Consider the following 24,789-nt stretch of genomic DNA (forward strand, 5'->3'; position numbering starts at 1 on the left):
AGGTGGTCAGGGTTCGCGGCGGGTGCGCAAGGGCAGGCCGCGCCAGATCAATCGTGCGTCAAAGCTTTGCGCAGAAAGCATCGTGAAAGCAACCGACAGGGCAAAGGACACCGCGGCCGGTCCCGGCCGGATCGAGGCGACGAAGCCCAGCTGCACCAACGCCGACAGGATGGCCACGACAAAGACGTCGATCATCGACCAGCGACCGATAAATTCGACGACCTCATAGACCTTCAGCCGCGAATGGGCCTGGTCCACGCTGGCCGGGCGGCCCGCGACGACGGCCAGCCAGGCGATGGCCAGGAACTTGCCCACCGGCACGATGACCGAGGCCACGAAGACGATCAGCGCGATGTCGTAATTGCCGTAATGCATCAGCTCGACCACGCCGCCCAGGATCGTCGCCTCGGAGTTGCCGGCAAGGCCCGCGAAGGTCTGGGTGCTCATCATCGGGAAGACGTTGGCGGGGATATAGGCGATCAGCCCGGCCAGCCACCACGCCCAGACCTTCTGCAGGCCGCGCCGGTCGGGCGCGACCAGATGCGCGCCGCAGCGGTGACAGCGGGCCTGATCCTGGGGCCAGACCCGGCCGCAACGGTGGCACCCCGACAGACCGGCGCGATGCGCGGTCAGGACGGGGGCATCGGACTGTCCGGCAGGCGCGCTCATGCGTCGCCGGGGGCGGTCAGGGGGGCGGGGGTCTTGGCCTGATACTCGGTCTTCATACCGGTATCCTCGATCGCGTCCCAGATCGAGGTCTGGCACATGAAGGCGCGGCTGGCGAGGTTCACGAAGATCAGCGCGCAGAATGCCCAGAAGGCCGGGCCCAGATGGACGGTGGCAAGACCTGCGACCTTGATCAGCGCGACCGCGGTGCCGATGACAAAGATCTCGGCCATGGACCAGGGGCGCAGCAGCTCGGACCAGCGGAAGGCGATGGCCGCGTGGCGATGCGGAGGACGCCCCTGCGCCAGCGGGACCAGCGTATAGAGCAGCAGGAACGCCCGCAGGATCGGCAGGCCGATGATCATCGCCAGCACCGCCAAGACCAGCGGCAGCAGAACCCCGTCGGCAAAGGCCAAAGCCACGTCGAACAGCGAGCTGGCATTGCCGAAGCCCATCGCCGACACCTCGAGGAAGGGAAAGAACACCGCCCCCACCAGCAGCACCATCGAGGTGAAGGCCAGCGCGATCAGCTGCGCGAACGCGCCGTCGCGCGGCTTGGCCAGGACCGTGCCGCAACGGATGCAGCGCGCGGTCTCTCCGACGTCCAGATCCTCCTGGACATGCAGGGCGTCGCAGAGCGGGCAGGCGATCAGCCCTTCGCCGGTCGACAGATCATATGTTTGTTCCCGTTCCATGCGCCGAAGATAAGCCTGACGGCCTGCGGTGCAAGCATGGCGCGAGCGGGCCACGCAGAATTGCACGCAGGCGCGGCGCTAATGCCGCGATCCGGCCCGCGCCGCCGATGTCAGGACGACCTGTCGCGGGCTGTTACCGCCCGCGGAACCGGCCTGGCCAAGCCGGAAGGTCAGCGCCAGGCGATAGGCGCCGGGCTGGGAATCGGTGGTGACATCGCCTTCCAGCTGCATCGAGAACGCCTCGATCAGCTGGCTGCCCAAGCCGGTGCCGCCCGCGGCCTCGTCCGGGCCGGTGGAGTTCACCACCTCCAGAAGGCCCTGCCCCGGCGTGGGAGAGGTCAACGACACGCGCACCCACGGATCGCCGCCATCCGCCGGATTGCCCGCGTATTTTATGGCGTTGGTGAAGGCTTCGGTCGTCAGCAGGGTCAGCGGCACCGCCTGGTCGGGCAGCATCGTCAGCGGCTGGATGTCGGTCTGCACCTGCAGGTGACGGCCTGCGCTGGCCGATGCGGTGGTCAGCTGGGCGATGATGTCGGTGATCAACCGGTTGGCATAGACCTGATCCAGCTGTTCGGCTTGATACAGGTTTCGGTAGATCGTGGCCAACGCCGCCACCCGGTCCTGGACCGAGCGTAGCACGCGCTTGGCGTCCCGGTCGTCGATCAAGCGGCTTTGCATATTGATGATCGAGGCGATCAACTGAAGGTTGTTCTTGACCCGGTGATGGACCTCCTTGAGGAGGACGGTCTTTTCGGCGACGGCCTGCTCCATCGCCTCTTCGTCGCGGATCAGGATGCGGGCCATGTTGTGAAAGGTCTGGCTGACATCTGCGATCTCGGTCGGCGCATCGGCCAGGACCGGGGGCGGGCTGTCACGATTGCCGATGGCGAAACGACGCATCTGTCCGCGCAGGACGGTGATGTGGCGCAGGACCAGCCGGAACACCGCGAAATAGGCGACCGCCAGCGACACGACCCACAGCGCCACCGGCAGCATGACCGCGCCAAAGCGCGACAGCTGGAACAGCCCGACGCCGGCGATGCTGGGGCTCCAGCTGCCAAGGGCATAGACCAGGCCGGGGACCACCGGCACGACGGTGAAGACGCGCATCTCTCCGCTGTTGGCGCGGGTGCGAAAGGTCGCTTCTCCCTGTCCGGGCAAACTGACCAGGGGCACGTCGCGGGGCAGCAGCTGGGCCGGGTCGTCGCCTTGGCTGGTATCCGCGATCAGCACGCGGCCGGAATTGTTGAAGGTCAGGATACGCGCACCTTCGGTCCCGAAATCCATCGCATGGGTGGAACGCAGCAGCTCCTGCGTCAGGGACAGGGCGGTCAGGCCCAGGAATTCGCGGTCGCGATACAGGGGCTGCAGCACCACCACGACAGGTTCCCGGCTGACCGGCCCCTGGGCCATGGCGGTCACCGCGGTCATCGGGTTCCGCATGAAATCGCGGACCATGTCGCTGTTCGAAAGGTCCAGCTGCGGGTCGTCCGGCCCGGCGGAACTGCATTCGACGCGCCCGTCCACCGGCACGAAGGCCGCATGGCGATAGGTGCCGCTGCGCTGCACGAAATTGCGCAGCAGATCCGAACACATGCCGGGCTGGCCCGCGCTTTCCAGGATCGCGGGGCCCAGGGCGTCGGCGGCCCCCAATGCGCTTTGCAGCAAAGCCCGCTCTCCGGCGGCGGCCGATGCGGTCCGGCCCAGCAACGCGATTTCGGCGCTGCGTTCCGCCTCGCGCGACAGGTGCAGGTTCTGGACAAGGGAGATCAGGCCGATCGGAAGGATCGCGATGGACAACAGCGCCCCGAGCCGAAACCCGAGACGCCGCGTGAATTCCATCCGTTGGGTGATCCGCCTCAGCACACCGCCCGCCTCAGCGAGAACTGTAGTTGTTCTGCGCCATGACGGCCAGGGTCGCCTGGTCGGTCATGCTCAACTCCTCACCCTGTTCCAGGTGCAGCAGTTCAGCCAGCTTCCGGCGCCCGCGATTGGCGCGCGACTTGACCGTGCCGACGGCGACCTTGGTCATCTCGGCCGCTTCCTCGTAGGAAAAGCCCGATGCGCCGACCAGGATCAGTGCCTCGCGCTGTTCGTCGGGCAGCTTGTCGAAGGCCGCGCGGAAGTCGCGAAGGGCAAGGCGCCCGTCATGGTCGGGCCGCGTCGCCTGGCGGGCGGCATGGATGCCGTCGCTGTCGCTGACCTCACGCTTGGTCTTGCGGCGCGACGAATAGAACGTGTTGCGCAGGATGGTGAACAGCCAGGCGCGCAGGTTCGTTCCGGCCTGGAACTTGTCCATGTTCGTCCACGCCTTGACGATGGTGTCCTGCACCAGATCATCGGCCGACGCCCCCTCGCGGGTCAGCGACAGCGCAAAGGCCCGCAATGCGGGCAGGTGATCGACCAGCTGGTCGCGCGGATGAACCGAAGGGGAATTGGTCATGGAAATGAAACACCGGAAAGCTTGGGGATCGAGGAACGCCGGGCCGGGAAACGGATCATTCCTGTTCCTTCAACTTCTTCAGCAGTTCCAGAAACCGATCGGGGATCTGGTCAGTTGCATCCTGCTCATAGACGCGTTTCAGGTTCTCATCGATCTGTTTTTCCACAGCCGCTCTCCTGCGGTCGTCTCGCTTTGGTGTCATATTCGTGTCAGTCCCGACAAACTTGTGCGCACAGCATGCAACCGATAGGGGGTTCAGTTGGTTCCCTGCAATACGCGATTTAAGAGGACTGTGTAATGACTGTTGCCGATCTGGCCCAATCCATCGGGCGCGAGCTTCCGTTTCTGCGTCGCTACGCGCGCGCCCTGACCGGCAGCCAGCGCGCCGGCGACAATTATGCAGCCGCCACGCTGGAGGCGATCCTGACCGATCGCAGCGTTCTGGACGGCGAAGACGACCTGCGCATCGCGCTGTTCAAGACGTTCCACGTGATCTGGCAAAGCTCGGGCCAGCCGGTGGACGATGCCGAGATGTCCGAACGTGAACGCCGGGCCCAAGGCCATCTGCGCGGCCTGACGCCAAACTCGCGCGAGGCCCTGTTGCTGCGCACGATCGAGGAGCTGCGCGCCGACCAGATCGCCCGTGTGATGCAGATCGAGGCTGCCGAGGCGGAGGAACTGGTCCAGATCGCCCTGAACGAGATGGGCCAGGCGCTGCGCGGCAAGGTCATGGTCATCGAGGATGAGATGATCATCGCGATGGACCTGAAGGGCATCGTCCAGGCGATGGGCCACGACGTCACCGGCGTCGCCCGTACCCACACCGCCGCGATCGAACTGGCCGGCAAGTACCGTCCCGACCTGATCCTGGCCGACATCCAGCTGGCCGACGGATCGTCGGGCGTCGACGCCGTCAACGAGCTGCTGGGCAGCATGGGCGACATCCCTGTGATCTTCATCACCGCCTTCCCGGAACGCTTGCTGACGGGCGACCGACCGGAGCCGGCCTTCCTGATCTCCAAGCCCTACAGCGAGGAGCAGGTGCGTTCGGCGGTCAGCCAGGCGATGTTCTTCGCCTCGACCGAGGGCCTGAACGCCTGAGGATAAGGACAGGGGCGCCCCGGACCGGGCGCCCCTTTCACTTTGCCTTCTCTGCCAGCAGTTCGTCAAAGCCGCGCCGTGCCTCGCGTGCCGCCCGCATCCGGCGACGCCGCGCCAGTTCGACATTGATCAGCGCGCCTAGCAGCACCGAGAACCCCGCCAGATAGAACCACATCAGCAGCGCCACCACGGTCCCGATCGAGCCGTAGATGCGGTTATAGCTGTTGAAGCTGCCTAGATAGGCGGAAAACGCGATCGACCCCGCCGACCATAGCACGGCCGCGAACAGCGCCCCCCAGGTGAAGATCGGGGTGCGCGGCGTCTTGACGTTGGGACCGTAGCGATACAGCACCCCGATGGTCACGATCACCAGCAGGAACATCCCCGCCCAAGGCAGCACCGTCAGCAGCGATGCCCGCACGGGCGCAAAGACCAGGAAGTTCAGCAGCACCGGCACCACGACGATCGTCGCCAGCCCTGCAAGGGAGATCCCGACGATCACCAATGTCAGCGCATAGGCCAGCACGAAGCCGAAGATCGTCGAATGCGCCCGCACCCCATAGGCGGCGTTCAAGCCGCGGATCAGGGCGTCCACCCCCGCCCGCGCCGCGACGGTGGCGATCATGAACGACACGAACGACGTCCACCCGACCGATGTCTGGCCATTTTGCGTCAGCGTGGTCACCTGGTCGTCGACGATGTCGGACGCGCCGTCCGGCAGGAATTCATGCGCGACGTCCAGATAGGTCAGGACGACCATCGGGTCGAACCACAGGCTCCACAGCGCGATGATCGCGGCCAGTCCGGGAAACACCGCGAACATCGCATAGAACGCGACGCCCGCCGCGATCAGCGTCATGTGGGTCTTGTCCATCCGTTCGAAGATGGCACCCCAGAATGATCCCAGATCCCGCAGCCAGTCCAGCATCCCGCCCCGCATCCCTTTTCGTCAGCATGGTCCGCGAAACCGGCCCGCGCAAGACCGCCGTCAGGTCGTGGCGAAGCGCGCCCAGACCGAATCCTCGCCCAGCTTGGCCACGAATTGGGCATGGGCCTGCGCCTCGTCCGGGGTCAGGCGGGGCGGCAGGGGGCGGGGACGCGCGGCGCGCGGGCGCATCTGGCCATCGGGGCTACGGGCAGCGTCGTCCTGTGCACCGGGCTTGTCCAGGACCAGGTCAGGCTGGCGGCCACCGATCAGTTCCAGATAGACCTCGGCCAGCAGTTCGCTGTCCAGCAAGGCGCCGTGCAGCTCGCGACCCGAATTGTCCACGCCGAAGCGGCGGCACAGCGCATCCAGCGTCGCGGGCGATCCGGGAAACTTTTCGCGTGCCAGCATCAGCGTGTCCAGCGCCCGCGACCATGGCAGCGGCTTGTGCCCCGCGCGTTTCAGTTCGGCGTTCAGGAACTTCATGTCGAAGCTGGCATTGTGGATCACCAGCTTGGCGTCGTCGGCGATGAAGTCCATGAAATCACTGACGATCGCCGCGAATTTCGGCTTGTCGCGCAGAAAGTCGTCGCCTAGGCCGTGGACGTCGAACGCCTCCTTGGGCATCGACCGTTCGGGGTTGATGTAGACGTGGAAGGTGCGCCCGGTGGGCAGGTGGTTCATCAGCTCCAGCGCGCCGATCTCGACGATGCGGTCGGCACCCTCGGCATCGAAGCCGGTGGTTTCGGTGTCCAGGACGATCTCACGCATGGGGGGCAACCTCGTTCACGATGCGGGCGACGGCGGCACGGGCGCCATCCAGGCTGTCGGTCGGAATGATCCAGTCGGCGCGCGCACGCTTGTCCACGTCGGGCATCTGGCGCGCCAGGATCATGGCCAGCGTATCGCGCGTCATGCCCGGACGCGCAAGCACGCGGGCCGCCTGAGTGGCGGGATCGGTGGACACCACCGCGACCCCGTCCAGATCGGGGGGATGCGCGCTTTCGAACAGCAGGGGGATGTCCAGGACGACCAGGGGTGCGCCCACATGTCGCGCCAGGAAATCCTGCCTGTCCCGTGCGACCAGGGGGTGGACGATCCCCTCCAGCCGCGCCAGTGCGGCAGGGTCGGTGGCAAGCGCGGTCTTCAGCGCGCCCCGGTCGATTCCGTCTTGGCTTAGGGCTGCGGGAAAGGCGGCGGCGACCGGCGCCACGGCCAATCCGCCCGGGGCATACAGGCGATGGACGGCCTGATCCGCGTCCCAGACCGGGTGACCAAGATCGCGGAACATCTGTGCCGTGGTGGATTTGCCCATGCCGATGCTGCCGGTCAGGCCAAGACGAAAGGTCATTCCAGCGCGACCCGCCGCGCCTCGTCGTCGACATCGGGGCGCTGGCCGAACCAACGTTCAAAGCCTGGGGCCGCCTGGTGCAGCAGCATTCCCAGACCATCGACCACGCGGCATCCGCGGGCCTGCGCCTCGGTCAGGAAGGGGGTCATCAGCGGGGTATAGACCAGGTCTGTGACCAAGGCACCGGGCGACAGCGCGTCCAGCGGCACCCGCAGCGGCTGCTTTCCATCCATCCCAAGCGAGGTGGCGTTGACGACGGTGGATGCGCCTTCCAGCATGTTGCCGACCTGGGCCCAGTCATAGACGACCAGGCGCGCCCCGAACTCTGCCTTGATCTGTTCCGCCCGCAGCCGCGTCCGGTTGGCGATGCGCAACTCCTTGACGCCGCTGTCCAGCAGGGAGGCGACCACCGCCCGTGCCGCACCCCCCGCACCGATCACCGCGGCGGGGCCCAGATCGGGCTGCCAGTCGGGTTCGTTCTGCCGCAGGTTCGCGATGAAGCCATAGCCGTCGGTATTGTCGGCATGGATCTTGCCGTCGGGGCGAAAGATCAGCGTGTTGGCGGCACCGATCAGGGCCGCGCGATCCGTGACCGTGTCAGCCAGCGTCAGGACCGCCTCCTTGTGGGGAATGGTGACATTGGCACCGACGAAACCGGCACGCGGCAGGATGCGCAGAACCTCGGCCAGATGTTCGGGCATTACCGGGATCGGCACGTAATGGCCGGGCAGGCCATAGCGGGCCAACCAATGTCCGTGCAGGCGCGGAGAGCGCGAATGCGCGATGGGCATGCCGATCACGCCGGCCAGGGGCGCGTGGGTGATCTGGCTGGCGGGCGGGTCGTCTTGCATCGGCTTGATCATCACATGGCGTCTTTCAGTGCAGACTAGGCACACGGACGGCGTGACGAAAGCCCCTGTCGGCATCTGGCGGCATATCCGTGGCGGATCGGGGCAGGCACGCTGTGGACAAATCTTCGGAGGAATCGGCGCCGGGGTTGGTGGCAACCCGCGTCAATCCCCTGCCTGTCCTGATTTGCCCTTGGAACAAAGCAGAAACAGCAGGGCGTTTTCCACAGGGGGACGAATCGGGCGGCCCGATCGGGCGGCCTGTGGAGGAATCAGCGGCCAAATCATTATCCGCAAAGTTATCCACATATGATCGCTTTGTTTACAAACAGTTTTCAGGTCGGCTTGCCGCTTTCGCACATGCTTGTCCACAACGCCCGATTCTGAGGAAATCCCGGTGAACAGAGTCCAATTCCTGCTATCCACAGGCCCTACTTCAACAACATTCCTTTCTTTATCTTTCTTATTTAAGAGAAGACCGAAGAGAGGTTTCGCGATGATCGACGGACTGGCCCTGATTTATCCCTATGTGAAGGCGTTCCACGTCATGGCCGTCATTTCGTGGATGGCGGGCCTGTTCTACCTGCCCAGGCTGTTCGTCTATCACGCCGAACGCAGTAGGGAATCGGCCGAACCGGTCGCAAGCTTCATGATCATGGAACAGAAGCTGCTGCGGCTGATCATGAACCCGGCGATGATCGCCACGTGGATCAGCGGGTTGGCCCTGGTGATGACGCCGGGCATCGTCAGCTGGGACATGACCTGGCCGTGGGTCAAGGCGGCCTGCGTGATCGCGATGAGCGTGTTTCACATGTGGTGCGCGCACGAACGGCGGCATCTGTCGGCCGGAATGGCCCTTGCCGGGCGGTCCTATCGGATGATGAACGAGGTGCCGACCCTGCTGATGGTGGGGATCGTGACCGCCGTGATCGTCAAGTTCTGATCGAAAAGATTGACTCGTGACCGGCGCGGCCTTATTTGCGCCCCAACCCCGGCCGTCCGGTACGGGATTCCCTTGAACGCCTGTCTGCTCCGTCCGATACGTCGCGCGGCTGAAAGTTTGCATCAGAATGACCGAAGAACGCCTGAATCTGTCCGACCTCAAGGCAAAGAGCCCCGCCGACCTGCTGTCGATGGCCGAGGAGTGGGAGATCGAGAACGCCTCGACCATGCGCAAGGGCGAGATGATGTTCTCGATCCTCAAGGAGCATGCCGAGGAGGGCTGGGAGATCGGCGGCGAAGGCGTGCTGGAGGTCGTTCAGGACGGCTTCGGCTTTTTGCGGTCGACCGAGGCGAACTATCTGCCCGGACCGGACGACATCTATGTCAGCCCGGACATGATCCGTCAGCATTCGCTGCGTACGGGCGACACGGTGGACGGCGTCATCCGTGCGCCTGGTGACAACGAACGGTATTTTGCGCTGACGAAGGTCGAAAAGATCAACTTTGAAGAGCCGGAAAAGGCCCGCCACAAGGTCGCATTCGACAACCTGACGCCGCTTTACCCGGACGAACGCCTGAACATGGAGATCGAGGATCCCACTGTGAAGGATCGCAGTGCCCGGATCATCGATCTGGTGGCGCCGATCGGCAAGGGTCAGCGGTCGCTGATCGTGGCACCGCCGCGGACGGGCAAGACGGTTCTGCTGCAGAACATCGCCCATTCGATCGAGAAGAACCATCCGGAATGCTATCTGATCGTCCTGCTGATCGACGAGCGCCCCGAGGAAGTGACGGACATGCAGCGCAGCGTGCGCGGCGAGGTCGTGTCCTCGACCTTCGACGAACCGGCCAGCCGCCACGTTGCTGTGTCCGAGATGGTCATCGAAAAGGCAAAGCGTCTGGTCGAGCACAAGCGAGATGTTGTGATTCTTTTGGACTCTATCACAAGACTTGGTAGAGCGTTCAACACCGTTGTCCCCAGCTCGGGCAAGGTGCTGACCGGTGGTGTCGATGCGAATGCATTGCAGCGACCCAAGCGGTTCTTCGGCGCGGCACGCAATATCGAGGAAGGCGGAAGTCTGACGATCATCGCCACGGCGCTGATCGACACCGGATCGCGCATGGACGAAGTGATTTTCGAGGAGTTCAAGGGTACGGGCAACAGCGAGATCGTCCTGGACCGCAAGGTTGCAGACAAGCGCGTCTTCCCGGCCATGGACATCCTGAAATCCGGTACGCGGAAAGAGGAACTGCTGGTCGACAGCAAGGACCTTCAGAAGACTTATCTGCTGCGTCGCATCCTGAATCCGATGGGCACGACTGACGCCGTTGAGTTCCTGATTTCCAAGATGAAACAGACCAAGAGCAACGCCGAGTTCTTCGACTCGATGAACGCCTGACGAGGCAGCCATGGACCTGATCTTTGCAGAAGCCACCCCGCTCGGGCGGGGGGGAGTTTCTGTCATCCGTCTGAGCGGCACGAATGCTCGGCTGACTGCCGAGCGTCTTGTCGGCCAAATGCCTGACGCGCGTCATGCGTATTTTCGGACCTTGAGGCACGACGACGAGCCGATCGACCAGGTTCTGGCAATGTGGTTCCCAGAGGGTCAGAGTTTTACCGGCGACGAAGTGGCAGAATTGCATCTGCATGGTGCACCTGTGATTTCACGACGGGTAGGGTCAGCGCTGCTGTCCATGGGTGCCAGACCAGCGGAAGCCGGCGAGTTCACACGGCGAGCCTTTCTGAACGGCCGGATGGATCTTGCCGAAATCGAGGGGCTGGGTGATCTCCTTGCAGCAGAGACCGAGGCTCAGCGTAAGTTGGCCTTGCGCACTGCGAGCGGCGAACTGGCCCAAAAGGCGTTGGATTGGCGGCAACTTCTGATCGAAGCTGGCGCCTTGGTCGAGGTCAGTGTTGATTTCGCGGACGAAGACGTTCCTGATGAGGTTCCCAATCGGGTTTTCGAAGCAATTGCAGAACTGCGCGAAGCGCTGCAGCGCGAGTTGGCAGGATTCTCATCGGCCGAACGGATCAGGATGGGGTTCGAAGTCGCTATCATCGGACCGCCAAATGCCGGAAAATCGAGTCTCCTGAACAGGTTGGCCCAGAGAGATGTAGCGATCGTATCTGATCGGGAGGGAACGACAAGAGATGTGATTGAACTCAAGTTCGATCTGAACGGGTTGCCCGTGACGTTTCTTGATACGGCAGGTTTGCGGGAATCCGAGGATGCTGTTGAGAGGATTGGGATAGACCGCGCATTGAATCGCGCGAAAAGTGCTGATCTGCGTATCCATCTTTCGCGTGACGGGGATATCGTACAGGAACTTTGGCACCCTGATGATGTCATTGCGGTCAGCCATGCGGACATCCATGAAAGTGACGCTGATCTGACACTATCCGCAGTGACCGGGCATGGTATTGACAAAATGCTTGGTATGATTGGTGAAATACTGAGAGACCGTGTTTCATCTGCAGGTCTGATCAGTCATGAGCGGCAGCGTTTAGAAATCATTACCGCACTTGAGGCAGTTGAAGGTGTAGGGGGAGTGCCCGCAGAACTTATTGCGGAGAAGCTTCGTCTATCTGCAGCATCGTTAGATCGTTTACTTGGAAGAATCGGTGCGGACGACTATCTTGATGTTATCTTTTCGTCGTTTTGCATCGGCAAGTAGGAGTTGTTTCACGTGAAACATTACGACGTCGCAGTCATCGGTGGGGGGCACGCAGGCTTGGAAGCAGCTACCGCTGCGGCGCGCCTCGGTGCAACCGTAGCCCTGATCACCATGCGCCGCGAGGACATCGGTACGTTATCCTGCAATCCTGCTATCGGTGGACTTGGTAAAGGTCATCTGGTCCGCGAAGTCGACGCGATGGACGGTGTGATGGGACGGCTGGCTGATCAAGCCGGCATTCAGTTTAGACTTCTGAATCGTCGAAAGGGGCCTGCAGTTCAAGGGCCTAGGGCTCAGATGGATAGAGATCTTTATCGCGCCGCCGCTTGGGAGCTTATCTCCAGCTACGTTGGCGTTGATATCGTGTTCGGCGAGGCTGTTGAATTTCTTGGCGATGCAAAAGTTGTCGAAGGTGTAAGCCTATCCGACGGAAGAGACGTGCGTTCTAAATCGGTTGTCTTGACAACAGGCACGTTCCTCAATGGCATGATACATATTGGCGACGTCAGCCGTCCTGCCGGTCGTTGGGGGGATAGGGCGGCAAGCAGGCTTGGTGAAAGCCTTGCCAAGTTTGCCCTGCCACTGGGTCGGCTGAAAACTGGAACGCCGCCGCGGATCAGAAAATCGTCAATCGATTGGGATATTCTTGAATCTCAACCAGGTGACGAAACGCCGGTCACCTTCTCTTATCTTCCTGCCGCGTCGTTAGTTCAGCAGATCGATTGCAAGATCACACATACAAATGCGACGACACATCGAATCATCAACGATAATATTCAGAAATCTGCGATGTATGGCGGTCACATCAGTGGTCGCGGACCCAGATATTGCCCCTCTATAGAGGATAAAATAATTCGCTTTGCCGACAAAGATTCCCACCAGGTATTTCTGGAGCCGGAGGGATTGGATAGCGATATCGTTTACCCGAACGGCATTTCAACTTCTCTGCCTGAGGATGTGCAGCTAGCTTATGTTCGGTCCATCCGGGGGATGGAGAACGCGGAGATCACTCAGCCAGGGTATGCGGTCGAGTATGATTATATCGACCCTACGTCCCTAGATACGACGCTCGCAGTCAGATCAGTTCGTGGCCTGTTCTTGGCAGGTCAAATTAACGGAACGACAGGATACGAGGAAGCAGCTGCCCAAGGACTCGTTGCTGGCTTGAATGCCGCGCTTAAGGCGGCGGACAAGGCACCTGTGACCTTTAGCCGGACAAACAGCTATATCGGTGTGATGATCGATGATCTGGTCACTAGAGGCGTGACAGAACCTTATCGCATGTTTACATCCCGCGCCGAGTTCAGATTGACCTTGCGGGCGGACAATGCAGATCAACGTCTTACCCCGATGGCAATAGAGATAGGGTGCATTTCGAATGAACGGTCTGTGTCGTTTCAGGCGCGTCAATCGAAATACACTTACGCACGCGATCGTCTTAGTTCTGTTTTCTTATCATCAAATGATCTGAACAATGCCGGATTCCACGTCTCAAGGGACGGCCAAAGAAGGACTGTCTTTAGCTTGCTCGGTCATAGCGATATCAATCCGGACAAACTCGCAGATATTGTTCCTGAACTGGCTGCTGTCTCCAGTGAAACATTGGTGCAGCTGCGGAACGATGCTTTGTATGAGCAATATACTGGTCGGCAAAACAAAGATGCTGAATTAATCAGAGCTAATGAGGCTACATCTCTCGACCCTGATATTGACTACAGCGGCTTGGGTGGTCTCTCGTCTGAATTGCGTGGAAAGCTTTCGGATCGTCGACCTAAGACGGTGTTCGAGGCTTCAAAGATTGAAGGAATGACGCCAGCAGCGTTGACGCTATTAATCGTCGCTTCGAAGACAAGCGTGCGTCGTACTGCATGATCGTTTCACGTGAAACACATGAGAGGCTTACCGCATACGAAGCTCTCGTACGGAAATGGAATGCGAAAATAAACTTGATTGCGCCTTCGACACTTCCGGAGTTCAACTCAAGGCATATTCAGGACAGCATTCAGATCTTCGATCACGTACAATTTCCGGAAGGGAATTGGGTAGACCTTGGAAGCGGCGCCGGGCTTCCTGGCATAGTTGTCTCTATATATGCTCAGAAGGCCCCGCTGACAGTGTCCTTAGTTGAAAGCGATCAGCGGAAGTCGGCGTTTTTGCGCACCGTCATTCGAGAGTTATCGTTGCAAAATGTATCGATCCTGACAGGTCGTATAGAAAATGTACCCCCACTCGCCGCAAACTTTGTTTCTGCCCGCGCGCTTGCACCATTGTCGGTCCTTCTTTCGATGGTCCGAAGGCATATGCACCAGGACGGCACCGCAATATTCCTGAAAGGCCGTTCGTGGAAAGCGGAATGCGACGAAGCAAGGAAGGAATGGCGATTTGACGTTACCAACTTTCCAAGTAAAACAGATCCAGACGCAGCCATCCTAAAAATTACCGGAGTCTCGCATGCCTGAACAGCATATTGTGGCAATCGCGAACCAGAAGGGCGGCGTTGGCAAGACGACGACCGCTGTTAATTTGGGTGCTGCTTTGGCGCAAGCAGGCTATCCGACGATACTTGTTGACCTGGACCCTCAAGGAAATGCGTCAACGGGACTGGGGATTGGGACCGAAGACCGTGATTTCACGGTCTATGACCTTTTGACCGGCGATGCGAATCTCATGACTGCAGCCGTCGACACTGCGGTTCCGAACCTGCGGGTTGTCCCATCGACATCCGATCTTGCGTCTGCCGATGTACAACTGTCCCAAGTTGCTGATCGCACGCGTCTTTTGGAACGCCAGCTATCTGATGCACCACATGGAACGATCGTGCTGATCGACTGTCCGCCGGCCTTGGGTCTGTTGACGGTTAATGCGATGGTTGCGGCGTCCAGTGTTCTTGTTCCGCTTCAGGCGGAATTCTATGCCTTGGAGGGTTTGTCGCAATTGCTGGGTACGGTGAAGCAGGTCCGCCAAGGCGCCAATCCCAAGCTCCGCATCAATGGCATTCTTCTCACGATGTCCGATTATCGGAACAACTTATCGCAGCAGGTGGAGGCAGACGCGCGCGAGACGCTTGGCGATCTTGTCTATCCCACGGTCATTCCCAGAAACGTCCGCGTGTCCGAGGCCCCGTCACATGCGCAGCCGGTGTTGATCTATGATCCGTCGTCAAAGGGCAGCCACGCCTATCGTCAATTCGCGACCGAATTCACGGCGCGCCTGAAACTGATCCCGGAGATTGCGTGATGTCGGACAGCAAAATTGCGAAACGTGGCCTTGGCCGGGGTCTGTCCGCATTGATGGCCGACATGGACCTTGGCGACAGCGCAGGTCCCGCGCAATCGCGAGACCGCATGATGCTCCCGATCGAGCAGATCACCGCTAATCCTGACCAGCCGCGTCGGACCTTCGATCCGGACGCGTTACAGGAGCTTGCCGCCTCCTTGCGGCAGCGCGGTGTGCTTCAGCCCCTTATCGTGCGTCCCCACCCACAGGACAAGGATCTCTATCAGATCGTCGCGGGCGAACGGCGCTGGCGTGCGGGCCAAATGGCGCAACTGCATGAGATGCCGGTCATCATCCGCGACATGTCGGATACCGAGGTTCTTGAAGTCGCCATTATCGAGAACATTCAGCGTGCCGACCTGAATGCGATCGAAGAAGCGGCATCGTTCCGGCAACTGATGGACCGTTTCGGTCATACGCAGGAAAAATTGGCCGAAGCGCTGAACAAGAGCCGCAGTCACATCGCAAACCTTCTTAGGCTGTTGTCATTACCCGATTCTGTCCAGGATATGGTCAAGGACGGCAAGCTCAGTGCGGGGCACGCCCGCGCCTTGATCACGGCTCCCAACGCCGCGCAGTTGGCCCGTAGAGTCAGTGAAAAAGGCCTGTCGGTCCGTGATACCGAAGAGATGGTGCGAAAGCTGTCGCAGGACGGCGGTGAAAAGCCGCGCAAGGCCTCGCGAAGCGCTGCAAAGGATGCCGATACCAAGGCGCTGGAGGCAGATCTGGGTGCTCATCTGAAGATGCGCGTGCAGATTTCACATGGCGGTGCAGACGGGGGGCAGTTGACGATCACCTATCGTGATCTGGACCAACTGGATCAGCTGTGCCAGCTTCTTGGAGGCAATCGCTGACCATATATAGTTTATGGTAAGAAAATTACTGCCAAATCCTGATTATTGGCTGGGCCGCGTTACAAGAAATAGCGCGACCAGCCCACAGATCGCCGCCTGAGTCGCGACAACCCAAGGCGGCATCCCCATCCACCACGAAATGCCGACCCCGGAGCTCATTGCGGTGATGGCCCAGATCTTGGCCAATCGCCCGACGACACCACGTTCCTGCCACGCACGCACGGGTGGTCCGTAGGTGGGGTGATCCAGGATCCGACGCTCCAATGTCGGAGAGGATCGTGCAAAGGCCCACGCGGCCACCAGAAGGAAGGGGACCGTGGGCACCACCGGCAAGGCGACACCGATGATCCCGCACAAGGCAAACAGCCACCCCAAGACCAGCCACATCCGCCGCCGCACCGGTCAGGCCGCCAGTTCGCGCAGAATCGCGTTCAGCACCGGCCGGCCCTGCGCAGTTGCCTGGATGCGCCCATCACGGCGGTCGATCATCCCCATATCGATCAATGACGTCACCGCATGCTCCTCCAGGGGCTTGCCGGACAGGGCTGCATAGCGCGCTTCCTCCAGGCCTTCGGTCAGGCGCAGGGACATCAACAGGTACTCGGTTGCCTGCTCATGCGCGGGAATGGCGTCGCGCGGCACCTCTCCGGTTCCGGTTGTTTCCACCGCCTGAATCCAGGCTCCGGGCATGCGATGCGCCTCGGTCGCCATGCGTCCGTTGGGCAGGGTCAGCCGACCATGCGCACCGGGCCCAACGGCCGCCCAGTCCCCCTGGCGCCAATAGACCAGATTGTGACGGCTCTGCGCGCCGGGGCGGGCGTGGTTCGAAATCTCATAGCATCCCATGCCGGCAGCCTCGCACAGGTCCTGGGTGTCGAAATACATGTCGGCCGACAGGTCGTCATCGGGCAGGTCGCGCAGCTTGCCCGCCTCGGCCCGTGCGCCAAACGCCGTGCCGGGCTCGATCGTCAGCTGATACAACGACAGATGATCTACGGCCATGGACAGCGCCTCGCGCAGTTCCGCCCGCCAAGCGGTGCTATCCTGGCCCTGTCTGGCATAGATCAGGTCGAAACTGACCCTGTCGAAGACGCTGCGCGCGACGTCGAATGCCGTGCGCGCCTCGGCCACGGAATGCATGCGGCCAAGCCGGTGCAGGTCGGTGTCGTTCAGTGCCTGTATCCCCATCGACAGGCGGTTCACACCCGCATCGGCAAATCCGCGAAAGCGGCCCTTTTCGACGCTGGTCGGATTGGCTTCCAGCGATATCTCGATATCGTTGGCAAAGCCCCACCCGGCCTGGGCGGCGCGGATCACCGCATCGACCGTCTCGGGCAGCATCAGCGATGGGGTACCGCCGCCAAAGAAGATGCTGCCCAGATGCCGGTCCGGCGTTTCGGCGGCAAGGCGCACGATCTCGGCGGACAGGGCGTCTGCCCATCGGCGCTGATCGACATGGGCCACGACATGGCTGTTGAAATCGCAATAGGGGCACTTGGCCGCGCAGAAGGGCCAATGCACATAAAGGCCGAACCCCCCGGCACGCCAATCCTCGCCCGCGACCGTCATCCGCGGAACGCCGTGACTTCGATCTCGACGCGCATCTCGGGCCGGATCAGGCCCGCGACCACCATCGTGGCCGCAGGCCGGATGTCGCCAAGCGCATCGGACAGGGCAGGGGCGATGACGTCGACCAGCGCAGCATCGGTGATCGTGTACTGCACCCGAACGATGTCGGCGGGCGCAAAACCCGCCTGCTTCAGCACCGAGAAGATCGTCGTGAAACAGTTGCGCGCCTGCTGGCAGGGATCCTCCGGCATGGTCATGTCGGCATAGTCGTAACCGGTGACGCCCGACACGAAGCACCAGTCGCCCTTGACCACGGCGCGGCTGTAGGCCAGCCGCGCTTCGAAGGGCGATCCGGTGGTCAGCCTATGCAAAGCAGGCCTCGATCATGCGCGACACGGCGCGGGCGCGATGGCTGAGGCTGTTTTTGGTCTTGGCGGGCATCTCTCCAAGGGTGACGGGGTGTCCGTCGGGCTGGAAGATCGGGTCATAGCCGTGACCCTCGGCCCCGCGCGGCGGCCAGACGACCTGGCCCGGCAGAACGCCCTCGAACACCTCCTCGTGGCCGTCGGGCCACATCAGCACCAGCGTGCAGCGGAACTGCGCACGACGCGGGGCAGGGGCGTCCACGGCCTCCAATTCGCGCCAGGTGCGCTCCATGGCCATGGCGAAATCGCGGCCCTGGGGCGTTTCGGCCCAGTCCGCGGTCTGGACGCCCGGCGCGCCGCCCAGGGCATCGACGCAGATGCCGCTGTCGTCCGACAGGACGGGCAGGCCGGTCGCCTGCATGGCGGCGCGTGCCTTGATGCGGGCATTGCCGACGAAGCTGTCCTCGGTTTCGGCGGGTTCGGCCAGACCCATCTGGGCCGCGCCGACCACCTCGACGCCATAGGGCGCCAGCAGGGCGCGCATCTCGTCGAGCTTGCCGGCGTTGTGCGTCGCGACCAGCAGCCGCTTGTCGGTGAACTGCCTCATGCCACGGCCGCCTTCTGCGCGGCGACCAGATCGGCCATCCCGGCCTCGGCCAGGTCCAGCAGACGTCCCATCTCGTCGCGCGAGAAGGTCGCGCCTTCGGCCGACATCTGCACCTCGATCAGGCGGCCCGCACCGGTCAGCACGAAGTTGCCGTCGGTCCCGGCCTCGCTGTCCTCGGCATAGTCCAGGTCCAGAAGCGGCTGACCCGCATAGATGCCGCAGCTGACGGCCGCCACGTGGTCCAGGATCGGGTCGCTGGAGATCGCGCCGGCCTTCAGCAGCTTGTTCACCGCCAGCCGCAGCGCCACCCAGCCCCCGGTGATGGACGCACAGCGCGTGCCGCCGTCCGCTTGGATCACGTCGCAGTCGATGCTGATCTGGCGTTCGCCCAGGACGCTGCGGTCGATGCCCGCGCGCAGGCTGCGGCCGATCAGGCGCTGGATCTCCTGCGTGCGGCCCGACTGCTTGCCCTGGGCTGCCTCACGGCGGTTGCGCGTGTTCGTGGCGCGTGGCAGCATGCCGTATTCGGCCGTGACCCAGCCCAGGCCGGTGCCTTTCAGGAAACGCGGCGGGTTGTCCTCGATGGTGGCGGTGCACAGGACATGCGTGTCGCCGCACCGGATCAGACAGGACCCCTCGGCGTGGCGCATCACCCCGGTTTCAATTGAAATCGGACGCATTTGGGCTAGATTCCGGCCGGACGGGCGCATGACTGTTCCTTTTCGTGAGGTTAGGATGCCCATACCGTCCGGGGGCACCATCACGCAACCCCACCGAGGGTCACAAGACGGGGCGCATGAACCAGGAATCGCTGCTGCACGAGATGAACGACCGGTCCCGCGAGGTGTTTCGCCGGGTCGTCGAATCCTATCTGGAGACCGGAGAGCCGGTGGGCTCTCGCACCCTGACCCGCGCGCTGTCCGAAAAGGTCAGCGCCGCGACCATCCGAAACGTGATGCAGGACCTGGAATTCATGGGCCTGCTAGACAGCCCGCATGCATCCGCAGGGCGCCTGCCGTCGCAGATGGGCCTGCGCCTGTTCGTCGACGGCATGATGGAGATCGATGCCGTCAATTCGACCGACCGTGCCGCCATCGACCAGACGCTTGGCAATGACGACCCCGAGACCGGGGTGCTGCTGGACCGTGTCAGCACGGCGCTGTCCTCGATCACGCGCGGCGCGTCGCTGGTCCTGATGCCCAAGCACGAAGCGCCGATCCGCCATATCGAATTCGTCAGCCTGGGTCCGGATCGGGCGCTGGTGGTTCTGGTCTTTGCCGACGGCCATGTCGAGAACCGCATCTTTACCCCCCCGCCCGGCCAGACCCCGTCATCGATGCGCGAGGCCGGCAATTTCCTGAACGCCATGGCCGAGGGCAAGACATTGGCCGAACTGCGCGGCCATCTGTCCCAGCAGATCAACGCCCGCAGGCGCGAACTGGACGTGCTGGCCGCAGAGCTGGTGGAATCGGGCATCGCGCTGTGGGGCGCCGAGGCCACCGACCCGCGCCTGATCGTGCGGGGACGCGCGAACCTGCTGGACCGCGAGGCCGCCGACCTGGACCGCATCCGCGTGCTGTTCGACGACCTGGAACGCAAGCGCGACATCGTCGAGTTCCTGGAACTGACCGAACGGGGCGAGGGTGTGCGCATTTTCATCGGCTCCGAGAATAAGCTTTTTTCACTTTCGGGTTCCGCTCTGGTGGTTTCACCCTATATGAATGCCGACCGGAAAATTGTGGGTGCGGTGGGTGTCATCGGGCCGACCCGGCTGAATTACGGCCGGATCGTGCCGATCGTCGATTATACCGCGCAGCTGGTCGGGCGGGTGCTGTCCGGCCGGAAAGGATGAAGTGAAATGACCGAGCAGAACGAACAGCCCATGGACGAATTCATGGATGACCCCCTGGCAGAGCCCGATGACGCGCTGGCCCAGCTGACCGCCGAGCGCGACGAGCTGCGCGACAAGTGGATGCGCGCGTTGGCCGATGCCGAAAACTCGCGCAAGCGGGCCGACAAGGACCGCCGCGACGCCGAGAATTACGGCGGATCGCGCCTGGCACGCGATCTGCTGCCCGTGCATGACGCCCTGACCCGCGCGCTGGACGCCGCGGGAGAGGAGCAGCGCACCGCCGCCGCCGCCCTGATCGAGGGGGTCGAACTGACCCTGCGCGAGCTGTCCAACGTGTTCACCAAGCACGGCGTGACCATCATCCGCCCCGAGGCCGGCGACAAGTTCGACCCCACCCACCACGAGGCGATGTTCGAGGCCGCGGTCCCCGGCACCGTCGCGGGCCACATTATCCAGGTGATGGATAACGGCTTCATGCTGCACGATCGCCTGCTGCGCCCGGCCAAGGTCGGCGTGTCCTCGACCCCCGCCAGCTGACCGATTCGCAGCCCGGTCCGCGGGCCGGGCTGCTACCTTCCGCTGACTTGCCGAATGTTCCCGATGGCGCGACGCTTGGTCACACCGGTCAGCCAGAGGAGGGGATGATGACCAGCACTCAGGGGGTGCATATCCACCCTGCCGTCGATCACGGCATCGCGAAAGGCAGCCCGGGCTTCTCGGGCGGGGTCCTGACGTGTAACTGCGCGACCAACCCGGTCAAGGTCCGGGTCAGCGCGCAGACCGCCCACAACCATGTCTGCGGCTGCACCAAGTGCTGGAAACCCGACGATGCGGTGTTCAGCCAGATCGCCGTGGTGTCCCGCGATTCCGTCGAAGTCCTGGAGGGCGCCGACAAACTGGAGGTCGTGGACGCTGGTGCCGCCATCCAGCGCCACCGCTGCCGCGAGTGCGGCGTGCACATGTACGGCCGGATCGAGAACAAGGACCATCCGTTCTATGGGCTGGACTTCGTGCATACCGAACTGTCGGGGGAGCAGGGTTGGTCGGCGCCGGAATTCGCGGCATTCGTCAGCTCCGTCATCGAATCGGGGGTCGAACCAAGCCGCATGGACGGCATTCGTTCGCGCCTGCGCGAACTGGGGCTGGAGCCCTATGACGCACTGTCCCCGCCGTTGATGGACGCGATCGCCACCAGCATCGCCAAGCGCTCCGGTGCGCTGCCCGCTTGACGGGGATGCGCATTAGACTGGAAGAACAGCCAAGGGGCCGCTTGTCGGCCCCTTAGACCTGACTGAAACGCCCGACCGACAAGCCCGTGAGGGAACAGGAGAATAGTCATGAGAACCCGTGCCGCCGTGGCCCTAGAGGCCGGCAAACCGCTGGAAGTGATGGAGGTCAACCTGGAAGGCCCCAAGGCCGGCGAGGTCATGATCGAAATCAAGGCCACCGGTATCTGCCATACCGACGAATTCACCCGTTCGGGCGACGACCCGGAAGGCATCTTCCCCGCCATCCTGGGCCATGAGGGCGCGGGCGTCGTGGTCGAGGTCGGCCCCGGCGTCACCTCGCTGAAGGTCGGCGATCACGTCATCCCGCTCTACACGCCGGAATGCCGCGAATGCGCGTCCTGCCTGTCGGGCAAGACGAACCTGTGCACCAAGATCCGCGCGACCCAGGGCAAGGGCCTGATGCCCGACGGCACGACCCGCTTCAGCATGCTGGATGGCACGCCGATCTATCACTACATGGGCTGCTCGACCTTCGCCAACCACACGGTCCTGCCCGAGATCGCGGTCGCCAAGGTCCGCGACGACGCGCCCTTTGACAAGATCTGCTATATCGGCTGCGGCGTGACCACCGGCATCGGCGCGGTCATCAACACTGCCAAGGTCGAGATCGGCGCCAAGGCGGTGGTCTTTGGCCTGGGCGGCATCGGCCTGAACGTCGTGCAGGGCCTGCGGCTGGCGGGCGCTGACATGATCATCGGCGTCGATCTGAACAACGACCGCCGCGAGATGGCCGAACGCTTCGGCATGACGCATTTCGTCAATCCCAAGGAAATCGACGGCGGCATCGTCCAGCACATCGTCGAGATGACCAAGACCCCCTTCGACCAGATCGGCGGCGCCGATTACAGCTTTGACGCGACCGGCAGCACCAAGGTGATGCGCGACGCGCTGGAATGCACCCATCGGGGCTGGGGCGTGTCGGTGATCATCGGCGTGGCCGCGGCGGGCGCCGAGATCAGCACCCGCCCGTTCCAGCTGGTCACCGGCCGGGTCTGGAAGGGCACGGCCTTCGGCGGCGCGCGCGGGCGGACCGACGTGCCCAAGATCGTCGACTGGTACATGGACGGCAAGATCGAGATCGACCCGATGATCACCCACACGATGCCGCTCGACGATATCAACAAGGGCTTCGATCTGATGCATCACGGTGAATCGATCCGCTCGGTCGTCCTTTACTGATCCTTCATGGCTGCTTAGGTAAAAGAACGGCAGGGCCCCGGCCCCGCCGTCGCCATGAGAGAGAACAAGGAGCAGGCCGATGCGTCACCAGTGGCTGGACGATGACGACGACGAACCGCAAGAAGACGACCGCCGCCACAAGGAAGAGGGCGGGCTGGGCCTGCCCGAAGGCGACAAGATCGGCAAGCTGTACTTCAAGTCGCGCACGGTGATCGTCGCCGGCGCCATCAACGACAAGCTGGCGCAGCGCACCGTGGCCCACCTTCTGGCCTTGGCCGAGGAAAGCGACAAGCCGATCAACATGCTGATCTCGTCCCCCGGCGGGCATGTGGAATCGGGCGACATGATCCACGACGTGGTCAAGTTCATCCGTCCCACCGTGCGCACCATCGGGTCGGGCTGGGTCGCCAGCGCCGGCGCGCTGATCTTCGTCGCGGCGAAGAAGGAAAACCGCTACTGCCTGCCCAACACCCGCTTCCTGATCCACCAGCCCTCGGGCGGGATCGGCGGCACGTCCTCGGACATGATGATCCAGGCGGAACAGGTGCGCCTGATGCGCGATCGCCTGAACCAGATCTTCGCCGAGGCGACCGGTCAGAAGGTCGAGCGGATCGAAAAGGACACGCAGCGCGATTTCTGGCTGAACACGCAGGAGGCGCTGGATTACGGCCTGCTGGGCCAGGTGATCCGCAGCGCGGACGACCTGAAATGACGGCAGGGGGCGGATTGACCATCCGCCCGGCCACCCCCGCCGATCACGATGCGATCTGGGCCATCCTGGAGCCCGTCTATCGTGCCGGTGAGACCTATTGCATCCCCCGCGACATCACCCGCCCCGAGGCGATCGCCGACTGGTTCGCGCATCCCTTCACGGCCTTCGTCGCGGTGCTGGACGGCCGCATCCTGGGGACCAGCCATGTGGGCGCGAACCGCCCCGCAGGCGGGTCGCATGTCGCCAACGCGTCCTTTGCGACCCATCCGGACGCGCGGGGCCGGGGCGTCGCCCGCGGGCTGGTCGAACATGCGAAATCATGGTCCGCCGCGCAGGGATTCGCCGCGATGCAGTTCAATTTCGTGGTGTCGACCAATGCCGATGCCGTCCATTTGTGGCAGAAGGCCGGATTTTCCATTGTCGGCCGGCTGCCGGAGGCGTTTCGTCATCCCCAGCTTGGACCGGTCGATGGGCTGGTCATGTTCCACACCCTGAAGGGAGAGCCCGATGAGCCTTGAGACCCTGTCCGAAACCCGCAGCTTCGGCGGCACCCAAGGCGTCTATCGCCACAAGTCGCAGGCCACCGGCACCGACATGACCTTTGCCGTCTACCTGCCGGAGATGGCGCTGCACGGGCGCGTACCGGTTCTGTGGTACCTGTCCGGCCTGACCTGCAACCACGAGAACGCGATGACCAAGGCCGCCGCCCAGCAGTGGTGCGACGAGGCCGGCATCGCGATCATCTTTCCCGACACCTCGCCCCGCGGCGAGGGTGTGGCCAACGACGAGGCCTATGACCTGGGCCAGGGCGCGGGCTTTTACGTGAACGCCACGCAGGACCCGTGGAAGCCACATTTCCAGATGTGGCACTACATCGTTCATGAACTGCCCGAACTGGTGTCCGACAATTTCGCCATCGACCGCGATGCGATGGGCATCACCGGCCATTCGATGGGCGGGCACGGCGCGCTGACCATCGCGATGACCCATCCAGACCGCTACAAGTCGGTGTCGGCCTTCTCTCCGATCGCGAACCCGACGGAATCGGACTGGGGTCGCAAGCAGTTCACGGCCTATCTGGGCGAGGATCGCGCCACGTGGCGGGCCCATGACGCGACGCTGCTGATGACCGAGAAGGGCTATCCCGGAGAGGTGCTGATCGACCAGGGCGCCAACGACCAGTTCCTGGACCTGCTGCGTCCCGAATCGTTGGCTCATGCGATGATGGCACGCCGCCAGCCCGGTCAGTTCCGCATGCATCCGGGCTATGACCACAGCTACTTCTTCGTCCAGAGCTTCATGGCCGACCATGTCTTCTGGCATGCCGAACGGCTGACCTGAACCGATTGCCGAACATTCCCGATGCCCCTGCCGTTTTCCCATAAGACTTTAGGGGCAAAGGGCAGGGGCCGCGATTGACGCAAGGGGGTGCCCGA

The 24,789-nt window shown here is 62.8% G+C and carries 29 protein-coding genes; 15 read left to right on the forward strand and 14 right to left on the reverse strand.

Annotated features, from left to right (window positions below; all coding sequences use genetic code 11):
- Nucleotides 1-6: 6 nt before the first annotated feature.
- From FHD68_RS01025 to FHD68_RS01045, 5 genes are all read right to left on the reverse strand, one after another.
- On the reverse strand, nt 7-669 hold the full coding sequence (locus FHD68_RS01025; protein WP_045981912.1) for a paraquat-inducible protein A: 663 nt from the start codon (nt 667-669) through the stop codon (nt 7-9).
- The gene (locus tag FHD68_RS01030) at nt 666-1,361 is read right to left on the reverse strand and encodes a paraquat-inducible protein A (RefSeq protein ID WP_045981911.1); all 696 of its coding nucleotides are present in this window, start codon (nt 1,359-1,361) and stop codon (nt 666-668) included. Before FHD68_RS01030 ends, FHD68_RS01025 begins: the two co-directional genes overlap by 4 nt.
- 78 nt (nt 1,362-1,439) lie before the next feature.
- Nucleotides 1,440-3,164: a sensor histidine kinase gene (locus FHD68_RS01035; protein WP_240542476.1), complete on the reverse strand. Its 1,725-nt coding sequence runs from the start codon at nt 3,162-3,164 to the stop codon at nt 1,440-1,442.
- Nucleotides 3,165-3,240: 76 nt separating this feature from the next.
- Nucleotides 3,241-3,807, reverse strand: a complete 567-nt coding sequence (locus tag FHD68_RS01040; protein WP_045981909.1) for an RNA polymerase sigma factor — start codon at nt 3,805-3,807, stop codon at nt 3,241-3,243.
- 55 nt (nt 3,808-3,862) lie between these two features.
- On the reverse strand, nt 3,863-3,973 hold the full coding sequence (locus tag FHD68_RS01045; protein ID WP_231558891.1) for a NepR family anti-sigma factor: 111 nt from the start codon (nt 3,971-3,973) through the stop codon (nt 3,863-3,865).
- A gap of 131 nt (nt 3,974-4,104) precedes the next feature.
- Between FHD68_RS01045 and FHD68_RS01050 the strand changes: the two genes are divergently transcribed.
- Nucleotides 4,105-4,908, forward strand: coding sequence for a response regulator (locus tag FHD68_RS01050; protein ID WP_127897530.1), 804 nt, complete (start codon nt 4,105-4,107; stop codon nt 4,906-4,908).
- A 37-nt stretch (nt 4,909-4,945) separates the two neighbouring features.
- Here the strand turns inward: FHD68_RS01050 and FHD68_RS01055 are convergent, their stop codons facing one another.
- Genes FHD68_RS01055 through FHD68_RS01070 form a run of 4 tightly spaced genes read right to left on the reverse strand, consistent with a single transcriptional unit; the run spans nt 4,946 to nt 8,035 of the window.
- On the reverse strand, nt 4,946-5,836 hold the full coding sequence (locus FHD68_RS01055) for a YihY/virulence factor BrkB family protein (RefSeq protein WP_232303326.1): 891 nt from the start codon (nt 5,834-5,836) through the stop codon (nt 4,946-4,948).
- Nucleotides 5,837-5,896: 60 nt separating this feature from the next.
- Complete coding sequence (gene dnaQ / locus FHD68_RS01060; protein WP_127897531.1) at nt 5,897-6,604, reverse strand: DNA polymerase III subunit epsilon; 708 nt, start codon at nt 6,602-6,604, stop codon at nt 5,897-5,899.
- On the reverse strand, nt 6,597-7,184 hold the full coding sequence (gene coaE, locus FHD68_RS01065; protein WP_127897532.1) for a dephospho-CoA kinase: 588 nt from the start codon (nt 7,182-7,184) through the stop codon (nt 6,597-6,599). Before coaE ends, dnaQ begins: the two co-directional genes overlap by 8 nt.
- Entirely contained in the window at nt 7,181-8,035 is an 855-nt protein-coding gene (locus tag FHD68_RS01070) for a shikimate dehydrogenase (protein ID WP_127899254.1), read from the reverse strand. The genes coaE and FHD68_RS01070 overlap by 4 nt, the downstream gene beginning before the upstream one ends.
- Nucleotides 8,036-8,528: 493 nt before the next feature.
- On the opposite strand from FHD68_RS01070, the gene FHD68_RS01075 reads away from it, so the two are divergent.
- The 7 genes from FHD68_RS01075 to FHD68_RS01105 all read left to right on the forward strand — a co-directional run bounded on the left by FHD68_RS01075 (nt 8,529) and on the right by FHD68_RS01105 (nt 15,780).
- Entirely contained in the window at nt 8,529-8,975 is a 447-nt protein-coding gene (locus FHD68_RS01075; protein WP_127897533.1) for a CopD family protein, read from the forward strand.
- A 127-nt stretch (nt 8,976-9,102) separates the two neighbouring features.
- On the forward strand, nt 9,103-10,374 hold the full coding sequence (gene rho / locus FHD68_RS01080; protein ID WP_045981904.1) for a transcription termination factor Rho: 1,272 nt from the start codon (nt 9,103-9,105) through the stop codon (nt 10,372-10,374).
- Between the two features lie 10 nt (nt 10,375-10,384).
- The gene (mnmE, locus tag FHD68_RS01085) at nt 10,385-11,650 is read left to right on the forward strand and encodes a tRNA uridine-5-carboxymethylaminomethyl(34) synthesis GTPase MnmE (protein WP_139085042.1); all 1,266 of its coding nucleotides are present in this window, start codon (nt 10,385-10,387) and stop codon (nt 11,648-11,650) included.
- A gap of 12 nt (nt 11,651-11,662) precedes the next feature.
- On the forward strand, nt 11,663-13,522 hold the full coding sequence (gene mnmG, locus FHD68_RS01090; RefSeq protein ID WP_127897535.1) for a tRNA uridine-5-carboxymethylaminomethyl(34) synthesis enzyme MnmG: 1,860 nt from the start codon (nt 11,663-11,665) through the stop codon (nt 13,520-13,522).
- Complete coding sequence (rsmG, locus tag FHD68_RS01095) at nt 13,519-14,109, forward strand: 16S rRNA (guanine(527)-N(7))-methyltransferase RsmG (protein WP_127897536.1); 591 nt, start codon at nt 13,519-13,521, stop codon at nt 14,107-14,109. The genes mnmG and rsmG overlap by 4 nt, the downstream gene beginning before the upstream one ends.
- Nucleotides 14,102-14,887, forward strand: a complete 786-nt coding sequence (locus FHD68_RS01100) for a ParA family protein (protein ID WP_127897537.1) — start codon at nt 14,102-14,104, stop codon at nt 14,885-14,887. The genes rsmG and FHD68_RS01100 overlap by 8 nt, the downstream gene beginning before the upstream one ends.
- Nucleotides 14,887-15,780 (forward strand): ParB/RepB/Spo0J family partition protein, encoded by an 894-nt coding sequence (locus tag FHD68_RS01105; protein WP_045981901.1) that lies wholly within the window; start codon nt 14,887-14,889, stop codon nt 15,778-15,780. Before FHD68_RS01100 ends, FHD68_RS01105 begins: the two co-directional genes overlap by 1 nt.
- 42 nt (nt 15,781-15,822) lie before the next feature.
- Here FHD68_RS01105 and FHD68_RS01110 read toward each other — a convergent pair whose 3' ends face one another.
- From FHD68_RS01110 to rph, 5 genes are read right to left on the reverse strand one after another with little or no spacing between them, the layout of a single operon-like run.
- Nucleotides 15,823-16,167, reverse strand: a complete 345-nt coding sequence (locus FHD68_RS01110) for a YbaN family protein (RefSeq protein ID WP_127897538.1) — start codon at nt 16,165-16,167, stop codon at nt 15,823-15,825.
- Between the two features lie 15 nt (nt 16,168-16,182).
- Nucleotides 16,183-17,349, reverse strand: coding sequence for a radical SAM family heme chaperone HemW (hemW, locus tag FHD68_RS01115; protein WP_127897539.1), 1,167 nt, complete (start codon nt 17,347-17,349; stop codon nt 16,183-16,185).
- Complete coding sequence (locus FHD68_RS01120) at nt 17,346-17,720, reverse strand: RidA family protein (protein WP_127897540.1); 375 nt, start codon at nt 17,718-17,720, stop codon at nt 17,346-17,348. The genes hemW and FHD68_RS01120 overlap by 4 nt, the downstream gene beginning before the upstream one ends.
- Entirely contained in the window at nt 17,713-18,321 is a 609-nt protein-coding gene (locus FHD68_RS01125; RefSeq protein WP_045981897.1) for a non-canonical purine NTP pyrophosphatase, read from the reverse strand. The genes FHD68_RS01120 and FHD68_RS01125 overlap by 8 nt, the downstream gene beginning before the upstream one ends.
- Nucleotides 18,318-19,031, reverse strand: coding sequence for a ribonuclease PH (gene rph, locus FHD68_RS01130; protein ID WP_045981896.1), 714 nt, complete (start codon nt 19,029-19,031; stop codon nt 18,318-18,320). Before rph ends, FHD68_RS01125 begins: the two co-directional genes overlap by 4 nt.
- Nucleotides 19,032-19,117: 86 nt before the next feature.
- Here rph and hrcA point away from each other — a divergent pair, with 86 nt between their 5' ends.
- The 7 genes from hrcA to fghA all read left to right on the forward strand — a co-directional run bounded on the left by hrcA (nt 19,118) and on the right by fghA (nt 24,694).
- Nucleotides 19,118-20,173, forward strand: a complete 1,056-nt coding sequence (hrcA, locus tag FHD68_RS01135; RefSeq protein ID WP_045981895.1) for a heat-inducible transcriptional repressor HrcA — start codon at nt 19,118-19,120, stop codon at nt 20,171-20,173.
- A 6-nt stretch (nt 20,174-20,179) separates the two neighbouring features.
- Nucleotides 20,180-20,710 (forward strand): nucleotide exchange factor GrpE, encoded by a 531-nt coding sequence (locus FHD68_RS01140; RefSeq protein WP_045981894.1) that lies wholly within the window; start codon nt 20,180-20,182, stop codon nt 20,708-20,710.
- 107 nt (nt 20,711-20,817) lie between these two features.
- Nucleotides 20,818-21,402, forward strand: coding sequence for an S-(hydroxymethyl)glutathione synthase (gfa, locus tag FHD68_RS01145; RefSeq protein ID WP_127899255.1), 585 nt, complete (start codon nt 20,818-20,820; stop codon nt 21,400-21,402).
- 108 nt (nt 21,403-21,510) lie between these two features.
- Entirely contained in the window at nt 21,511-22,641 is a 1,131-nt protein-coding gene (locus FHD68_RS01150; RefSeq protein WP_046000533.1) for an S-(hydroxymethyl)glutathione dehydrogenase/class III alcohol dehydrogenase, read from the forward strand.
- Nucleotides 22,642-22,720: 79 nt separating this feature from the next.
- Complete coding sequence (locus tag FHD68_RS01155; protein WP_045981891.1) at nt 22,721-23,353, forward strand: ATP-dependent Clp protease proteolytic subunit; 633 nt, start codon at nt 22,721-22,723, stop codon at nt 23,351-23,353.
- A gap of 14 nt (nt 23,354-23,367) precedes the next feature.
- The gene (locus FHD68_RS01160; protein WP_341872746.1) at nt 23,368-23,871 is read left to right on the forward strand and encodes a GNAT family N-acetyltransferase; all 504 of its coding nucleotides are present in this window, start codon (nt 23,368-23,370) and stop codon (nt 23,869-23,871) included.
- Nucleotides 23,861-24,694: an S-formylglutathione hydrolase gene (gene fghA / locus FHD68_RS01165; RefSeq protein WP_045981889.1), complete on the forward strand. Its 834-nt coding sequence runs from the start codon at nt 23,861-23,863 to the stop codon at nt 24,692-24,694. Before FHD68_RS01160 ends, fghA begins: the two co-directional genes overlap by 11 nt.
- The last annotated feature ends 95 nt before the right edge of the window (nt 24,695-24,789 follow it).

This window comes from Paracoccus marcusii, from assembly GCF_006151785.1.
In the GTDB taxonomy this organism is placed as follows: Bacteria; Pseudomonadota; Alphaproteobacteria; order Rhodobacterales; family Rhodobacteraceae; genus Paracoccus; species Paracoccus marcusii.

Bases quoted from the DNA above. Each gene is read 5' to 3' on its own strand.
- FHD68_RS01025 (WP_045981912.1), bottom strand. From the start codon at position 669: ATGAGCGCGCCTGCCGGACAGTCCGATGCCCCCGTCCTGACCGCGCAT.
- FHD68_RS01030 (WP_045981911.1), bottom strand. From the start codon at position 1,361: ATGGAACGGGAACAAACATATGATCTGTCGACCGGCGAAGGGCTGATC.
- FHD68_RS01040 (WP_045981909.1), bottom strand. From the start codon at position 3,807: ATGACCAATTCCCCTTCGGTTCATCCGCGCGACCAGCTGGTCGATCAC.
- FHD68_RS01050 (WP_127897530.1), top strand. From the start codon at position 4,105: ATGACTGTTGCCGATCTGGCCCAATCCATCGGGCGCGAGCTTCCGTTT.
- FHD68_RS01055 (WP_232303326.1), bottom strand. From the start codon at position 5,836: ATGCTGGACTGGCTGCGGGATCTGGGATCATTCTGGGGTGCCATCTTC.
- dnaQ (WP_127897531.1), bottom strand. From the start codon at position 6,604: ATGCGTGAGATCGTCCTGGACACCGAAACCACCGGCTTCGATGCCGAG.
- coaE (WP_127897532.1), bottom strand. From the start codon at position 7,184: ATGACCTTTCGTCTTGGCCTGACCGGCAGCATCGGCATGGGCAAATCC.
- FHD68_RS01070 (WP_127899254.1), bottom strand. From the start codon at position 8,035: ATGCAAGACGACCCGCCCGCCAGCCAGATCACCCACGCGCCCCTGGCC.
- FHD68_RS01075 (WP_127897533.1), top strand. From the start codon at position 8,529: ATGATCGACGGACTGGCCCTGATTTATCCCTATGTGAAGGCGTTCCAC.
- rho (WP_045981904.1), top strand. From the start codon at position 9,103: ATGACCGAAGAACGCCTGAATCTGTCCGACCTCAAGGCAAAGAGCCCC.
- mnmE (WP_139085042.1), top strand. From the start codon at position 10,385: ATGGACCTGATCTTTGCAGAAGCCACCCCGCTCGGGCGGGGGGGAGTT.
- rsmG (WP_127897536.1), top strand. From the start codon at position 13,519: ATGATCGTTTCACGTGAAACACATGAGAGGCTTACCGCATACGAAGCT.
- FHD68_RS01100 (WP_127897537.1), top strand. From the start codon at position 14,102: ATGCCTGAACAGCATATTGTGGCAATCGCGAACCAGAAGGGCGGCGTT.
- FHD68_RS01105 (WP_045981901.1), top strand. From the start codon at position 14,887: ATGTCGGACAGCAAAATTGCGAAACGTGGCCTTGGCCGGGGTCTGTCC.
- FHD68_RS01110 (WP_127897538.1), bottom strand. From the start codon at position 16,167: ATGTGGCTGGTCTTGGGGTGGCTGTTTGCCTTGTGCGGGATCATCGGT.
- hemW (WP_127897539.1), bottom strand. From the start codon at position 17,349: ATGACGGTCGCGGGCGAGGATTGGCGTGCCGGGGGGTTCGGCCTTTAT.
- FHD68_RS01125 (WP_045981897.1), bottom strand. From the start codon at position 18,321: ATGAGGCAGTTCACCGACAAGCGGCTGCTGGTCGCGACGCACAACGCC.
- rph (WP_045981896.1), bottom strand. From the start codon at position 19,031: ATGCGCCCGTCCGGCCGGAATCTAGCCCAAATGCGTCCGATTTCAATT.
- hrcA (WP_045981895.1), top strand. From the start codon at position 19,118: ATGAACCAGGAATCGCTGCTGCACGAGATGAACGACCGGTCCCGCGAG.
- FHD68_RS01140 (WP_045981894.1), top strand. From the start codon at position 20,180: ATGACCGAGCAGAACGAACAGCCCATGGACGAATTCATGGATGACCCC.
- gfa (WP_127899255.1), top strand. From the start codon at position 20,818: ATGACCAGCACTCAGGGGGTGCATATCCACCCTGCCGTCGATCACGGC.
- FHD68_RS01150 (WP_046000533.1), top strand. From the start codon at position 21,511: ATGAGAACCCGTGCCGCCGTGGCCCTAGAGGCCGGCAAACCGCTGGAA.
- FHD68_RS01155 (WP_045981891.1), top strand. From the start codon at position 22,721: ATGCGTCACCAGTGGCTGGACGATGACGACGACGAACCGCAAGAAGAC.
- fghA (WP_045981889.1), top strand. From the start codon at position 23,861: ATGAGCCTTGAGACCCTGTCCGAAACCCGCAGCTTCGGCGGCACCCAA.